This window comes from Allorhizocola rhizosphaerae (genome assembly GCF_003426775.1).
Classification (GTDB): Bacteria; Actinomycetota; Actinomycetes; order Mycobacteriales; family Micromonosporaceae; genus Allorhizocola; species Allorhizocola rhizosphaerae.
On sequence record NZ_QJUG01000009.1, the window covers coordinates 25033 to 41627 of the forward strand.

At 67.1% G+C, this 16595-nt stretch carries 6 protein-coding genes; 4 read left to right on the forward strand and 2 right to left on the reverse strand.

Annotated elements, in window-relative coordinates:
• Positions 1–151: 151 nt before the first annotated feature.
• The 3 genes from DM816_RS03175 to DM816_RS03185 all read left to right on the forward strand — a co-directional run bounded on the left by DM816_RS03175 (position 152) and on the right by DM816_RS03185 (position 13667).
• Entirely contained in the window at positions 152–11305 is an 11154-nt protein-coding gene (locus DM816_RS03175; RefSeq protein ID WP_162907046.1) for a LamG-like jellyroll fold domain-containing protein, read from the forward strand.
• A gap of 16 nt (positions 11306–11321) precedes the next feature.
• Positions 11322–13337, forward strand: a complete 2016-nt coding sequence (locus DM816_RS03180; protein WP_211588525.1) for a WD40 repeat domain-containing protein — start codon at positions 11322–11324, stop codon at positions 13335–13337.
• Between the two features lie 111 nt (positions 13338–13448).
• The gene (locus tag DM816_RS03185; RefSeq protein ID WP_117208535.1) at positions 13449–13667 is read left to right on the forward strand and encodes a CYTH domain-containing protein; all 219 of its coding nucleotides are present in this window, start codon (positions 13449–13451) and stop codon (positions 13665–13667) included.
• A gap of 246 nt (positions 13668–13913) precedes the next feature.
• Here the strand turns inward: DM816_RS03185 and DM816_RS03190 are convergent, their stop codons facing one another.
• Positions 13914–14444 carry an RICIN domain-containing protein gene (locus tag DM816_RS03190; RefSeq protein ID WP_117208536.1) on the reverse strand — a complete coding sequence of 177 codons (531 nt, stop codon included), beginning with the start codon at positions 14442–14444 and terminating at the stop codon, positions 13914–13916.
• A 114-nt stretch (positions 14445–14558) separates the two neighbouring features.
• Between DM816_RS03190 and DM816_RS03195 the strand changes: the two genes are divergently transcribed.
• Complete coding sequence (locus DM816_RS03195) at positions 14559–15401, forward strand: IclR family transcriptional regulator (RefSeq protein ID WP_162907047.1); 843 nt, start codon at positions 14559–14561, stop codon at positions 15399–15401.
• Here DM816_RS03195 and DM816_RS03200 read toward each other — a convergent pair.
• Positions 15348–16565 (reverse strand): serine hydrolase domain-containing protein, encoded by a 1218-nt coding sequence (locus tag DM816_RS03200; RefSeq protein WP_117208538.1) that lies wholly within the window; start codon positions 16563–16565, stop codon positions 15348–15350. The two genes, DM816_RS03195 and DM816_RS03200, sit on opposite strands and share 54 nt — an antisense overlap.
• Between the last annotated feature and the right edge of the window lie 30 nt (positions 16566–16595).

Consider the following 16595-nt stretch of genomic DNA (forward strand, 5'->3'; position numbering starts at 1 on the left):
ATTCATCTTTCGATTTGCATGCGTTCGGGCTCTTGTCGCAGCGGCGCGTGTTACGCATACTGCGGTGGTCTGATCGCCACGGTCGTTGGACGGCTTGAGAAACGGGGTTACGGGGATGTCTGGCTGGTATCGGCGTTTTTGTGTGCTCTTCGTGTCGGCTTTCGTTGCGACGGTGGCCCTGCCCTTGGGTCTGACGAAGCCGGCTTCCAGCTCCTTTCCGCTCATGCCCGCGCTGTTGAGCGTGCGGGCGGCGTGGGCGAGCATCGTGGAGCCGCGGCCGGCCACGCCGGTGCAGGGACGCGGTGGTGGTCATGGCGATGGCGCGGCGTCCACTGCGGACACCAGCGCGAAGGGCGGCAATGGTCGCGCGCCTGTCAAGACTTCGGGGGCGCTCGACGCGGCGCAGCCGCTGTCGCAGCAGAGCCGTCCGGATTGGACGGCCCCGGTGCGCAAGGGCTTTGACGCGGCGACGTCGCGGCGAATCGCTGCCGACTCGGATGCGATGTCGGACATGTACGCCAATGTCGATGGTTCGCACACGCGTGTGGTGTCGGCGGCGCCGGTGAATTTCCGTGCCGCCGATGGGTCGTGGCAGCCGATTGACTCGCGGTTGGTACGCGATGCGTCGGGCGGGTGGCGGGTGGCCGCCAACTCGTTGCAGATGTCGGTGGCGGGCATTTCGGCGGCGCAGCGGCGTGTGGGTGTGGAGCGGGGTCAGGCGGAGCTGGGCCGGATGGTGTTCGCTGGGGGCCGGTCGATCGGCTGGACGCTCGCGGGGGCGTCGTTGCCGGATCCGGTGGTGTCCGGGACGACGGCGACGTACGCGGACGTGTTGCCGGACACGGATGTGGTGCTGGATGCGTTTCACTCGGGTTTGAAGGAGACGCTGGTTCTGCACACGGCGCAAGCGCCGTCGTCGTGGGTGTTCGAGCTTGACTTGCGCGGGTTGACGCCGGCCCTTGACGAGAACGGTGGAGTGTCGCTTCAGGACGGTGCGGGAGCGACCGTGGCGCGAATCCCCGCGGGGTTCATGGAGGATTCCAACGTGCACCCGGTCTCGGGTGACGCCAAGACATCGCGGGCCGTGTCCTATGAGCTGATCTCGGTGAAGGGCAAGGCGGCGTTGAAAGTCACGGCCGACAAGGCGTGGCTGGCCGATCCGGCCCGCAAGTGGCCGGTGAAGGTCGACCCGACCACGGTGATGGTCAGCGCGACGACGTATGTCCAGCAGGGGACCGTCAACACCGACGTGTCGGGTGAGACCCAGCTCAAGTCCGGGCAGTCACCGGAGGATTCGAGCATCATCGCGTGGAGCCTGTTCAAGTTCCCCGCTTTCTCGTCGACCTACCTGGGTCAGAAGATCACGTCGGCGAACATCCAGATCCGGGTGTACTGGTCGGGCAACTGCGGGCAGTGGGCCAACGTCGGTATCTGGGAGATCACGTCGGCGTGGTCGCCCAACACGGTGCGCTACCACAATCAGCCTTCGCTGAACCGGGAGATGGCGCGGGGGAGTTTCGACCCGGCGGCCTCGGTGTGCACGACCAACAACGATCCGAACAACGCCTCGCAGAACGAGTGGTGGACGCTGCCGTTCCACGGCACCGGATTGCAGGTGCTCAACGAGTGGACCGGCGGCGTGTCGACCAATCACGGGCTGGAGTTGCGGACCGACCTCAACCATCACGGTGACTGGATCAAGTTTTCGTCGGTGAACACCAGCTACGCGCCGCGGATGAACATCGATTATGCGCCGAACGCGGCTCCGCTGGTGTCGGGGCAGTATCCGACGCATGGCTATGCGTCGCCGACGTTGACGCCGGAGTTGATGGCGGTCGCCAGTGACTCGGATGGGTACCCGAAGCCGCTGACGTATCAGTTCCTGGTGTTCGATCCGTCGAGTGCCACGCCGACCACGCCGATTGTCGACACGGGCATGACGTCGTCGCGTAGCTACACGGTGCCGGCCGGTGTGCTGTCGTGGTCCAAGACGTACAGCTGGACGGTGCTGGTCTCCGACGGCAACGCGGTGTCCTCGACGCAGACGATGAATGTGCTGACGACCACGGTGCCGCAGGCTCCGATCACGTCGGGTCTGTCGCAGAACCCGGACAAGGGTTTCTCGCCGCAGGTGGGCAACTACACCACGGCGGCGGTGGATGCGCAGGTGCCGGGGGTGGGTCCGGCTTTGGCGATTTCCCGGGCGTACAACTCGCGTGATGCCCGCACCGGGCAGGCGTTCGGGCTCGGCTGGTCGTCCATTTTGGACGCCAAGGCCAGCGAGGTAACCGATGCCGGGGCGAGCGTGCCGCGGGCGGTCACCATCACCTACCCGACTGGGCAGGATGTGACGTTCGGGCGTAACAACGATGGCACCTTCGCGTCTCCTTCGGGACGGTTTTCGACGCTGCGGCTGGTGACGGGCGGCTATGAGCTGGTGGACAAGGAGGGCACCAAGTACACGTTCACCGTGGCCAAGACCGCTGGGGTGTACGGGTTGACCGGCGTCGCCGACGCGGCCGGTCGCACGCTGACGCTGACTTACACGTCGGGCAAGGTCACGCAGATGACGGGCGCGTCAGGTCGTAAGCTGAACCTGACCTGGTCGGGATCCAACGTGGCGACGGTGGCCAACGAGGCCGGTGACACGTGGAGTTACACCCACACTTCCGGGCTGTTGTCGAAGGTGTGCCCGCCGACCTCGGCGACGGCTTGCCACGTGTACGAATACGGGAACAACTCGCTGTATCCGACGGCGGTGCTGGATGCGCAGCCGCACACGTACTGGCGGCTGAACGAGCCGGCCGGATCGGCGGCGGCGGTGAGCTCGGTGACTGACAACACCGACACGGCCACCGGCACCTATGCGAATGTGGGCCTGGGAGCGGTGGCCGGGCCGCTGCCCGGCGCGACGGGCTGGACCCCGCCCACCGCAGCCTCGTTCAACGGCACGAGTTCCTATGTGGACTTCTCGCAGCCGAAGGTGGCGATGAAGCGCTCGGTGCAGTCGGTGTCGATGTGGTTCAAGACGTCGGCGCCTGGTGTGTTGTTGTCCTATCAGGACAAGCCGGTGACCGATACCAGTGCGGCGCTGTGGTGCCCGGCGCTGTATATCGGCACGGATGGCAGGCTGCGTGGGGAGTTCTGGCCGGGTGGGGCCGGGTCACCGATCACGTCGAGCGGCACCGTGACCAACAATGCGTGGCATCATGTGGTGCTGGCGTCCTCGGGAGCCCAGCAGCAGATGTGGCTCGACGGAGTACTGGTCGGGACGGTGACCGGCGCGACGGCGGACCTCGCGTGGGCGAACAACATGCACCTGGGCGCGGGCAAGTGGGACCTGTGGCCGTCGACCTCGGGCACGGTGGGCTGGTTCAACGGTTCGATCGCCGAGTTCGCGTTCTGGGACCGGCCGGTGACCGGCGCTCAGGCGGCGGCGATGTGGAACGCGGGCACCGCGGTGGCCAAACCGATGACGAAGGTGAAACGGCCCTCGGGCGGCGTCACCGCGACGGTCGAATACGACGCGGTCTCCGGGATCGTCAAGAAGCTGACCGACGGCAACAACGGTGTCTGGACCATCAGCCCGCCGGCGATCAGCGGCACGAGCGCGGTGCACACCTCGGCCGTGCTTGCTGCCGCGCCCGCCGACTACTTCCGGCTGGTGGAGCCCAAGAACGAGGTGAACGGGGTCACCGGCACCTTCTCCGGGGTCACCTTCAGCGACTCCAACACCGGCCCACTCGGTGAACGGGCCGCCGCGTTCACTGGCGGCTACATGACCGGCTCCGGCGCATCCATCGATACATCCAAGTCATACTCGCTGTCGGCGTGGGTATATCTATCCGAGAAGGCCGGCAACCGGCAGGTTGTAGCGGTAGACGCGGTCCGCGGCTCGCCGTTCCGGTTCGGATATGACAACGCCGCGGACCGGTGGCGGATGACGGTTTGCGATGGTGACGTGGACAATCCGCCGTGCCCCGGTGTGCTCTCCACATCCACTGCTGCGCTGAACACCTGGACACATCTGGCCGCGACGGTGGACGCCGCCACCAAGGCGGTGAAGCTCTACGTCAATGGTCAACTCGAGTCCACGGGCACCGCTTCGGTGCTGTGGAAGGCTGCCGGACCGCTTCTGATAAGCAGGTTGAAGTGGAACGGCGGCTACACCGATGGATGGCGCGGCAGGCTGGCCGAGGTCGCGACGTATCAGCGGGTGCTGTCGCCCGAGCAGATCAAGGCCCAGTTCGAGGCCCGCGACAAGGCAGCCAACGGCGGCGCCGGCGCGGGCGTGCCAGTCAAGTCGATTCGTGTCGCCGACCCGCTGGCACCCGCGACCGCCATCGGAGGCTTCGACAGCACGAGCTACAACGCCTCGCAAAGCAAGACCTGGACCGCCAACGGGATGAGGCTCATCTTCCAGGGCGACGGCAACCTCGTGCTCTACCGTCAGGACACCGGCGCGCCCACCTGGGACACCGGAACCTTCGGCAAACCCAACGCGGTGCTCGTGTTCCAGGCGGATGGCAACATGGTCATCTACCAGGACAGCACACGCAGCGTCGCCCTGTGGTCCTCGGGCACCTCGGGGCAGTCGGGCAACGTGGCGTCACTACAGCCCTACGGTGTGGTCACTATCAACAACGGCACCGGTGCTCAGGTCTGGTCCGTTGGGCGTCAACAGGATCTGCCACACGTCACCACTTACATTTACGATCTGACCAACGGTGGGCGTCAGGTGCGGCAGGCCGACGCGCGCGGCGGCATCACCAGTTACGGCTATGACGCGGGCGGGTTCCTGCACACAACCACCGACCCCAACGGCAACATGACCGTCGAGGAGCACGACGTCCGCGGGAATGTGATTGCCAAGACCACCTGCCAGGACCGTTCGGAGAACAAGTGTTCCACCGTCTACATGACGTACTATCCGGACGCCACGACGAAGAACCTGACCCCCGATCCGCGTAACGACGTGCCGTTGACTGTCCGGGATGGACGGTCCGCGTCGGCCACCGACAACACCTACCTGACAACGAGCGCGTATGACGCGCAGGGAAACCTGACCTCGGTGACCGATCCGCTGGGCCGGGTCACCCGCACCGACTACACCACGGCCGGCGACTACATCCCGCACGACCACACCGGGCTTTCGGGCTCGGGCCGCTATGTGCGCGTCCTGGGCACCCTGCGCGGCACCATCGTGAACTACTCGCTGCGCGAGTTCCAGGTCTTCGGTCCGAGCGGGGGAAACCTCGCCCTCGACCGCCCGGCGTCCGCTTCGACGAGCACGCTTTCGGTCACCGGCGCGACCGATGGCAATCCGTTGACCCGCTGGGCGAGCGCGTCGACGGACGCCGAATGGATCTACGTGGACCTGGCCGCCGTCAAGACGATCAGCCGGGTACGGCTGCTGTGGAACAGCTCCTACGGCAAGGACTACCAGATCCAGGCGTCCAACGATGCCACCACGTGGACAACGATCAAGACGGTGACCGGGGCCGGTGCCACCGCAGTGCCGGCCGGACTGCCGGTTCAGGTCCTTTCGCCGGGCGGCGCCGCGCAGCGCACGGACTACTCGGCGACCGGCGACGTGGTGATGACCGCCGATCCGGCCAGGCTGGAGACGCTGTACGAGTACGACACGCTGGGCCGCCTGACGAAGAAGACGGTGAAGGCTCCCGGCGGCGATCAGGCCATGACGTTTACCTACGACAAGCTGAACCGGGTGCTGACCCAAACCGAGCCGGCCGTGGTCAACCGGGTCAGCGGGGCGACACACACCGCCGTCACCACGATGGGCTATGACGACGACGGCAACACCGTGTCGCAAATGGTCGCGGACACCACTGGTGGGGATGCCACCCGCACCGCGAGCAACACCTACAACGCACTCGGCCAGCTGGAAACGACGACGGACGCGCTGAACAAGACCCGGTCGTTCACCTACGACCTCTACGGCAACAAGGTGACCGAGACCGACCCAACGGGCACCACGCTCGCCTACGAATACGACGCGCCGGGCCAGCTCGTGAAGACCACGCTGACAGGCTGGACGGGTGACCCCAATGACCCCTCGGCGCCAACCGACCTGGTCCTCGAGTCGCGCGCATACGATCCCGCCGGGCGGCTGGGCTCGGTGACCGACGCCATGGGCTGGCAAACGCTGTACACCTACACCGACAACGGACTTGTCGCTTCGGTCACCCGCAAAAACCCGACGACGTCGGCGACCTTCGTCGCGGAGTCCAATGTGTACGACGCTGCTGGCAATGTGATCGAGAAAGTGACCAACAACGGCACCACCCGGGAAACGTTCGCCGTCGACGCGGCTTCCCGGGTAAGCACGCAGATCCTGGATCCTGCGGGCCTGGCCCGCACGACCGAGTTCACCTACGGCGATGACGACACCGTCCTGACGGCCAAGACCTTCGGGGCCGGCGTGGCGCAATACGTCGATACCGCATATGACCTGACCGGGCAGCGAACAGCACAGGCGGTGTCGGCCACCGGCTCGGGTGGCCTGGCGGCTCGGTGGAAGCTGGACGGCAACCCGTCCGACTCCTTCGGCAACAGCTCGGGCACCGTTACCGGCGGTGTCACATGGTCGGCGGAGCGTGGCGGGAGCGCGGTGTTCGATGGGACGGCGCAGCAGATAACGACCGCTGGACCGGTCATCGACACCTCGCAGAGCTACACCATCTCGGCGTGGGCGAAGCTTGACGACACGGCCGGGACGCGGATCATCGCCGCGCAGTGGGGAGCCAACCGGCCGGCCATCAACCTGGAGTACTCGTCGTTCTTCGGCAGGTGGGCTGCGGTCACGGCCAAGACCGATCCGGGGACGAGCTTGGTCGCCGCCTCCGACGCGCCTCCGGCGGTCAACACGTGGACCCACCTGGCCGCGGTCTATGACGTCGAGGCGCAGAAGATCACCCTGTACGTGAACGGTGTGGCCCAGGCATCCACCATCAACAACTTCAGCGGTTGGCGCGGTACCGGGTCGTTTACCATCGGCGAGATCGGCGGTCAGCGCTTCAAGGGTGCGATCGACGACGTCCAGGCATACCAGCGGGCGCTGTCGGCGTCGGAGGTCGCCGCCGTCTTCAACGGGACCGCACCCACGGCGGGGCCTGCGGTGCGTACCTCATGGCAGCTGGATCGGCTGGGTCTGACCACGGCGCAGACCGATCCCAACGGCAGCATCACCAGGTTCGAGTATGACGCTGCCGGGCACGCCACGGTGACCACCTCGCCTTCGGTATCCACCGAGGAGAACGGCGGAGCACCGGTGGTCGCGGTGCCCATGCAGACCGTCGGGTACAACACCTTTGGCGAGGTGACCGAGGCGCGCGACGCCAAGGGCCGGGTGACCACGACCGTCCGCGACGCGGTGGGGCAGGCGACCGAGGTGCGCCTGCCGTCGTATACGCCGCCCGGCTCGTCCACACCCATCAACCCAGTGTCCAAAACGGAGTATGACGGCGTCGGGCACGTGACGAAGACGATCGATCCGCTACTGCACGAGACGACGTATGTGTACGACCAGCTGGGCCGCCTGGCCAAGACGACGGCGCCGAATGGCGGGGAGACGAAGTACACCTACACGTTGAACGGTGAAGTGCTGTCGGCGACCGACCCGAACGGCGCCCGGTCCGAGGTGACCTACGACTTCATGGGCCGCAAGCTGACCACGACACAGGTGGAGCGTTCGCCCGCGGCGGCCTACACGACCACGTATGGCTACCACACCGCGGGCTGGGTGCAGTCGGTGACACCGCCCGGCCGCAACCCCACCGCGTACGAATACAACGCGGCCGGCGAAGTCACCAAGGTGACCGACGGAGCGGGCAACCCGGTGCGGTTCACCTATGACGCGCTGGGCCGCAAGACCGAGACGATCGACCCCGACAACGCCAAGCAGGCCATCACCTTTGACCTGGCGAGCCGACCGATCGCCCAGCGGCGGCTGAGCCCGGCCGGTACCGAGCTGGCGGCCACGTCGGTGACCTACGATGGCAACGGCAACGCGCTGTCCACAACGGACGCCCGGGGCAACACGACAACGTTCACCTACGACGCCACCGGACTTGTCACCGGGATGGTGGAGCCGGTGTCGGCGAACGAGTCCATCACGACCTCGTTCGGCTACGACATCGCCGGGCGGCCGACCCGGTTCACCGACGGCCGCAACAACAAGTTCGTCACAACCTACAATGCGTGGGGTCTGCCCGAGTCGGAAATCGAGCCCGACGGCGCGACCTTCACCACGATCTACGACGCCGCCGGCCAGGCCGTCACCCGCAACGAGCCCGGCGGGGTCACGGTCACCAACGCCTACAACAACATCGGCCGACTTACCGGGCAGACAGGCGCGGGCGCGGACGCGCCGACCGCGGCGCGCAGCTTCGGCTACGACACGGGCGGCCGCCTCACCTCGGTGACCGAGGGCAGCAACACCACCACACTGTCCTACAACGACCGTGGATTGCTCACCTCCACGTCCGGTGCGGCGGGGGCGTCGTCGTTTGGCTGGACCGGTGATGGGCGCATGGCCACACGCACCGACGCGGCCGGCACGGCCACCTACAGCCACGACAACGCCGGGCGACTGTCCACAGTGGCCGATCCGCTCACTGCGGAGACTGCCACGTACGCCTACAACAACCTGAACCAGGTCACGTCGATCACGTACGGCGCATCCGGCAACAAGCGCGCCTTCACCTACGACGGCCTGCGCCGCCTGGACACCGACACCCTCGCTCGGCCCGACACCACGCCGATCGCCTCCATCGACTACGGTTACGACCTCAACGGCAACCTGACATCGAAGACCACGACCGGGTTCGCCGGGGCCGCCGCCAACACCTACGACTACGACAGGGCCAACCGCCTCATCTCGTGGAACGGCACCACCTACGAATACGACGCCTCGGGCAACCGCACCAAGATGGGCAGCCGGACCTTCACCTACGACTCCCGCAACCGGCTCATCTGGGATGGCAACACCACCTACACCTATTCCGCCCGCGGAACTCTGACCGGTACCACGGAAGGAACGGTGACCACACCGTCCACATTCGACGCCTACGGTCAGCAGATCACCCAGGGCACGCAAAGCTACACCTATGACGGCGCCGGCCGCGTTCTGACGGCGTCCTCGGGGGCGGTCTTCTCCTATTCCGGTACCGGAAACACCCCGGCCTCCGATGGGACGGCGCTCTACAGCCGGGATGCCGATGGCGACCTCAGCGGCGTCAAGCAGGGCACCGGCGCCGGGCAGTGGGCGTGGACCGACCTGCACGACGACGTGGCCGGGCAGTTCACCTCCACCGCGACGGCCCTGACCGGATCGCGCGCCTACGACCCGTTCGGCAACGTGCTGACGGCGTCAGGCATGCTGGGCAACCTCGGGTACCAGTCCGGCTGGACCGACCCCACGACGTCCCGGGTGAACATGCACGCCCGTTGGTACAACCCGGCCACGGCGCAGTTCTCCTCACGCGACACCATGAGCGTCTCGCCACGGCCGCAGTCGATCCGGGCCAACCGCTACGCCTACGGCGACGGCAACCCGCTCACCGTCACCGACCCCACCGGGCACTGGGGCTGGAACCCGATCAAAGCCGTGTCCAACGCGGTCAGCAAGGTCACCAACGCCGTCTCCAACACCTGGAACAAGGTCACCTCCACGGTGTCCAGCTGGGCATCGAGCGCCTGGAACTACGCCTCGTCGGCCTACAACTGGGTCAAGGACAAGGTCCAGCAGGCCGCCAACTGGGTCGGCGAGAAGGTCTCCAGCACGGTCAACCGGGCCAAGAACTTTGTGGTCCACAAGTTCAACCAGCACAAGGAGTCGGTCAAGCAGGCGTATCACCGGGCCAAGCAAGCCGTCATCGAGGGCGCCAAACGCGCGGCCGAGGTCACCAAGGCGGCCGCGAAAGCGGTGGCGGAGGCGGGCAAGAAGTACGTCGAGGCGCACGTCAACGCGATCAAGGACGCCTACGAAAAGACCAAGAACTGGATCGAGGAACATAAGGCCGAGATCGCCGGTTTCGTGGTCGGCGCGGTCGTCGGCATCGGCTGCGGCGCACTGATCGGCTGGACCGGCGTCGGCGCTGTCGCCTGCGGCGCCCTCGCCGGAGCCGCCGGCTCGTTCGTCACCGGCTACATGCAAGGCAAACGCGGCTGGGACCTGGTGGGCAACGTCGCCGTCGGAGCCCTGTTCGGCGGCATCACCGGCGGTCTGGGCTCGATGGCCGGCGCGGCGCTGAGCAAGGGCGTCGGCGCGCTCTGGAACGGTATGGGCGGCAAGGCCGCCGTCAGCGGCGCCTGGAACGCGTTCAAGGGCGAGGGCGCAAACATCGCCGGCGGGTTCCGCAACCTCGGCGGCAACCTGGCCGGCAAGGTGCGCAACGCCTTCAGCAGGGAAAGCTGCCACAGCTTCGATCCCAAGACGCCGGTCCTGATGGGCAACGGCACGACCAAGCCGATCGGGGAGGTTGCCCTGGGGGACAAGGTGCTGGCGGCCGATCCTACGACCGGGCGCACCCAGGTCAAGCCCGTCACCGCCCTGCACAAGAACAACGACATCGACCTGACCAACCTGACCGTTCGAGACCTGGCCACGCGGGCCACCTTCACCCTGAAGACCACGCAGCACCATCCGTTCTGGGACGCCTCAGCCAAGAAGTGGGTCAACGCGGCCGATCTCAAGTCCGGGGTCAAGCTCTCCGCGCCGACCGGCGAGAAGCTCGAGGTCGTCTCGGTCGTCAGCTTCTCCGGGCAGAGCGTGATGCGCGATCTGACCGTCGCCGACCTGCACACGTATTATGTGGTGGCCGGGACCACGCCCGTTCTCGTGCACAACTGTGGCGGAGCGTGGGACTGGAAGATCGGCCGGCATCCGGACATGGACACCACGTCTCAGCCGAGGATGCCCAACGGCTCTTGGATCAAGCGTGGGGAACCGCTGAGGGAGGGCGACTACACCTTCGTGGTGATGAAGAACGGCAAGCTCCGTGCGCAGCACGACGACATCATGGATACGTACGGTAGGTTCGGCGCCGGACACACGAGTCTGTCGCGCGAAAGGCCCGTTCACATGGCCGGAACGTTCCATGTGAACGCCAATGGTCTGATTGACAAGTTCACCAACCTGTCCGGTCACTACCTGCCGCACAATGTGCCCGGGTTCAAGCCGCTGGAGCAAATCGCGCGAGATGCCTTTAGGCGGCATGGGCTGCCCGCGCCCCTCGAGCGTGCTTGGCACTACCGCGAAAAGCCAGACTGGCTACCACTGTAGAAAGGTTCTCATGCGGATGGATGGCGCCTCGGGGTCCGTGTCCGGCCGGCTGGGGTTGAGTGACGCCGATCGGCGGCAGTTGCTCTACCTCGACGCCGTGCGGGCTGGCTTGGATCCCGGGGTGCCACCGCCGTGGCGGGTGGACTGGGCGACCGGGACCGACCTGGATCCCAGGCTGGAGCTGAAGCTGCACGTGGGACCGGTGACCGCGGTTGCCTTCGGGGTCGTGGAACAGAGGCCGTGGGTGGCGGTCGGTGTTGAGGAGCGCGGTTCCCCTGCTCGGCTGCTTGTCGGCGATCTGCTCTCGGGCCAGTTGCGCGAGTTGCCGTGCGACGAGCCCGTCCGGAGCCTGTCGTTTGCGACGATGTCCGCGGATCATGCTCTGGTCTCAGGGCACGAAGGCGGGCGGCTGCGGCTTTGGGGAGCGGCAGATGGCACGCTACGCAAGACATGGGAAGCGGGCGACCATGACGTGGAGAAGCTCGACGTTGTGGAGTCCGGTCGCGAAGCGTGGGCGGTGACCCGGGACGCCAACTGCCGGGTCCGATGTTTCTCGCTCCCGTCCGGTGAGCCGGTGGAGGTTCCGGGCACGGGCCACGCGTGCGCGATGTGTGCCGGCCGGCTCTCCGATGGGCGAGCCGTGGTCCTGCTGGGCGACGACGGCCTGTCGCTGTGGGAGATCGCCAGCGGTCGGTCTTCTTCTTTGCCAGTACCGAGTGAATGTCTGCGCTTGCGAAGCGTCGCGCTGTCGAGAGTGGACGGTCGGGACTGCGCGACGATGATGGACGAGGCTCATCGGATCGCTACCATAGATCTGTCCGCTGGTGCGCAGATCGCCCCTGCCATCACCGCCCACATGGCTGCGCACCCGGATGCGGTGATGGAGATAGCCTCGCTTCGTGGGCCTCACCCGCCGCTGGCGGTGATGGCTGGGAGGCTCGCCGTGCCGACACGGTGGCGTGTGCACCTATGGAACCTGGGCACGTCGCAGCAGGACGTCTCACCGATTGCCGGCACGGTCGCGGGCTGCCTGGTACAGGCCGTCAGGTGGCAGGATCGCGACCACCTGGTGACCGCGTCGCCACGAGATGGCGTGGTGGCACTGTGGGATCTCGACCAGCCGCTGGTCCGTGCGCTCGGGCACGAGCAGCGCGTCAGCCGGGTCGTGGTGGCCAAGCCCGATGGCATCGTGGTCAGCGCCGACGAGGGCGGCACCATCGTGGCGCGGCACGCCGGCGATGGGCATGTGCTTGCCCAACCGCTGGCCACAGGCGTCGAAAGCACGCGGGCGCTGGCAGCGTGGCGCGAAGGTGACGACATCATCGCGGCACAGGGCGCGGGTGCGCGACACGCTAGCGACAGCAATTTGCGGCGATGGAACCTGACCACGGGTGAGCCATACGGCCCGCCCATCGACGCGCACCCCAACGTTGTGCACTGGCTCTCCCGGATCGCGCTGCCGGGCGGCGATGCCTTGGTGAGCTACGGTCCCGACGGAATGCTCAAGATCTGGCGGCCCCACGACGGTGTCCTGCTCGCCGAGACCCTCACGAACGTTGAATCCAAGCTCACCGGGTTCGCGACCGGGATCGTCGAGGGGCGACCGCTTGCGGTGCTGACCTCCTACAGCCAACCCATGGCAGTGTACACATTGGACGATCTGGCGGCGCCACCGACCGTCATCTCTACGGCCGGCGACGATGTCGCCCTGGCCATCGCCGGCCCGCACATCGTCGCCGCCCATTCCCGAACCGCACCCCGCACCGTGCGCGTCTGGCACCTTTCCGGCCAGCGGATCGGGCCCGGTATCCCCGGTGACGCCGAGATCACCACGCTCGCGCCGCGAACATGGCCGGCCGCGTTCATAGGCCGCGCCGACGCAACGGTCTCCCTGACCGACCTCCACACAGGTCACGACCTTTGCCCGCGCATGCTCCTGCCCACCGTGCCGAGCACCATGACCGTGACCGCCGACGGCGATCTTATCGTCGGCTTCGGCAGCGACCTGGCCCGCGTCCGCCCGCCCGGCTGAGGCGCGGGAACCCGATCAGCAGACGAACGATGCCCCTCGCCGAAGGTGTGAGCCCGCGTGGACGTCTGCTTCGTGGCTGGCGCCTTCTGACAGAAGACCAGGGCCATTACCGTGGACGAATTCCACGATGCGCTGGCCGGGCTCGTGCTCGCCGAGATCGAGCTGGGGGAGGGCGAGCAGCCGCCCGCACCCGGCCCCGAGGTGACCCGCGACCCGCGCTTTACCGGTGGCTACCTGGCCCACGCGACACTGGCCCAGATCGACGAGCTGTTGCGCGTTGCGCGGGCTGTCCGGATTGGACAGCCCGCGCAACGTCGCTTGCCTGGTTAGCCGGAGGTACCGAAGGGCCTCGCCGGACGGACAGCGGTGTCCAATAGACGGAGCGGGGTGGTGGCCCCGGTCTGCGCGGGCGCGGTAACGCCGAGGGCGGCAAGGACGAACTCCACGCGAGCGATGTCGATCGGGTGAGGCTCGCCCGGTACCGAATAGAATGCCATGTTTTCGGCCATCGTCGGATTGCGGGAGCTATACGCCGTCCCGCGCAGGTCGACGAGGTGATGCGGTTCGCGCGGGAACTCACGAGAATGATCTGAGCTGCCACACCTGGTTGAAGTTGGAGGTGTCCAGGTTCCAGCTTTGGAGCCAGGTCCCGTTCTGGTTCTGGCGGCCGGGATCGGGCTGGATCACCTTGGAGAATCCGACGTTCTGCAGCCGTCCGCCGGCCATCAGGCGCCACATTTGGTTGGTCTGGTTCGGCGGATAGCAGTCCCACACCTGGATTTTCGTGCCGTCGCCGCCCGCGAACTCGGCCGGAGCGTCGAGGCAGCGACCGCTGGCCACGTTGATGAGCTCGAAGGAGGTGAGACTGCGCCAGCGCCGCCGCCACATCTGGTTGTACTGGGTGGGCGGATAGCAGTCCCAAAGCTGCATGGGCGTGCCGTTGACGCCGCCCCACTCGGCAGGGGAGTCGAGGCAGCGGCCGCTGGCGCTGTGCACGATGTACCAGGGGCCGTCGACTTCGCCGTCGGCTGATGCGCTCGTGGCGGGTGAGAGCACGGCGACGAAGACGGCGAGAGCCGTTGCGGTGCGCGCGAGTTTGAGGTTCATGATGCCGAGACTGCGCCGCCGTGTCACATTTCGACAGGCACGCGTATCACTGAGTGACCCACGTCGTTGATCCGACACAGCGCCACCGCCCGGCCCGGCACGACAATGGGCGGCGTGGACGACCACACCGTTGTGGGCCGGATGCTCGCCGTGCTCGACGCCGTCGCCGACCTCGCCGATGCCGCGACGCTCGCGGCGCTGACCCGGTGCACCGGCATTCCTAAACCGACCGTGCGGCGTATCGCGGCTGACCTGTGCGCACGAGGAGTGCTGCTGCGCGCGGGCGGCAGCTACCGGCTTGGGCCACGTCTGCTGGAACTCGGCCTGCGCACTGCGGCGAAAGACAGCCTGCGCCTGGCCGCCGCGCCGCACATCTGGGATCTGTTCGCCCGGACCGGCGAGATCGTGTGGATCTCGACGATCACCGAAACCTCCCACTTCTTGCTCGACAGCGCGTTCGGGGCCAACCGGGCGTCGGACATGCGCAGACCGTGGCCGACCACGATCCGCAGCATGGGTTTCCTCACGACGGCCGCCGGCCGGATTTTGCTTGCCGACCGCCCCGAACTCGCTGAGGAGCTTGGCTCGCAACCGATACCGCGGTTGACCCCGTACAGTCTGACCACCTGGCCCAGGCTGATCGCCGCGGCACGAGCGGCCGCCGAAGACGGGATAGCCACCGAACGCGAGCAGTCCCTGCTCGGCTACAGCTGCATGGCGGCTGGGATCCGCGGACCGGACCATACCGTCGTCGGTGTGCTCGGCGTCCTCGGACGGGCACACGCCATGGCCCTGCACCGCTTCACCCGCCCGCTGCTCGCCGCCGCCGACGACATCGAGCAGGCCCTGCACCGCGCGGCGGGCCGTCCGGTTGGACGGCCCGCGTCAAGGGCAGTGGGTCGGTTAACTGAGGGTGCCGAAGGGACGGGCGGCCTTGACATCCGGTGTCCAATGTAGACGGACTGGGGTGGTGGCCGTGGTGGCGGCGGGTGCGTTGACGCCAAGGGCGGCCAGGACGAACTCCACGCGGGCGATGTCGATCGGGTGAGGCTCGCCCGGTACCGAATAAAATGCCATGTTTTCGGCCATCGTCAGGCTGCGGGAGCCATGCACGGACAGCGTGACGTGGCCGACTGTGCCGCCGTCGTGACCCCATGCCCGTTCACCGCCGGGCAGGCCCAGCCAGTACAGCCCGAGGCCGTAGCCGCCCGCGTCGGGGACGGTTGGGTCGAACGGGTTGGTGGTCTGCATCTCGCGCAGCAGGCGGGCGTTGAGCAGGCGCCCGCCGAGCAGGGCGCGGTAGAACCGGTTGAGGTCCTGCGGTGTCGAGATGAGCTCGCCGGCCGCCCAGGCCCAGGTCATGTTGTACACGCTGAAGTCGCGCAGGTTGCCGTCGATCCACGGGACGTAGGCCTCCGAGTGCGGACCGTGGATGCGCGGAAATCCGCCCGGGAAGTAGCTGGAGTGCAGGCCCAGCGGCCGCAGGATGCGCCGCTGCACCTCGTCGGCGTAGCGCCGCCCGGTCAGCCGCTCGATGAGCAGACCGAGGAAAATGTAGCCGGTGTTGCTGTAGGAGAACGGGCTGCCGGGTGGGCCCGTGGGCGGCTGGCTCAGCGCGATGGCGATCAGCTCCTGCGGCCGGTAGACGCGCTTGCCCACGTTGATGACGTCGTCGGGTGTCTGCAGGAGCGCGTTGGTGTAGTTGAACACGCCGCTGGTGTGGTTGAGCAGCATGCGGATGGTGATCGCTCCGGTGGCGTATTCGGGCAGATAGCGTGTGATCGGGTCGTCGAGGCCGAGCCGGCCCTCGCCCGCGAGCTGAAGCACGACCGTGGCCACGAAGGTCTTGGTGATGCTGCCAACCCGGTGCCGGAACCACGGCTGGACCGGCCGTCCACTGTCGACATCGGCCAGGCCCGCCGCCAGCCCCCACCGGCGGTAATCGGCCCTGACCTCGGCGAAAAGACCGGGCATGCCTGCCTGGTGCACGGCTTCGAGCAGCTCCTGCAGGCGGTCCCGTTCGCCGCCGTCGGGGTTGCCCTGCGCGAAGGCCGTGCCGGGCAACGCGAGAGCCGCTGGCGCGGCCACGGTCAGCCCAGCAAGCAGTGTCCTGCGATGCATGAGAAAACCTCCCCCAAGGTTGATGTGTCT

Coding starts and splice junctions, on each gene's coding strand:
- DM816_RS03180 (WP_211588525.1), top strand. CDS start 11,322: ATGGATGGCGCCTCGGGGTCCGTGTCCGGCCGGCTGGGGTTGAGTGAC.
- DM816_RS03190 (WP_117208536.1), bottom strand. CDS start 14,444: ATGAACCTCAAACTCGCGCGCACCGCAACGGCTCTCGCCGTCTTCGTC.
- DM816_RS03200 (WP_117208538.1), bottom strand. CDS start 16,565: ATGCATCGCAGGACACTGCTTGCTGGGCTGACCGTGGCCGCGCCAGCG.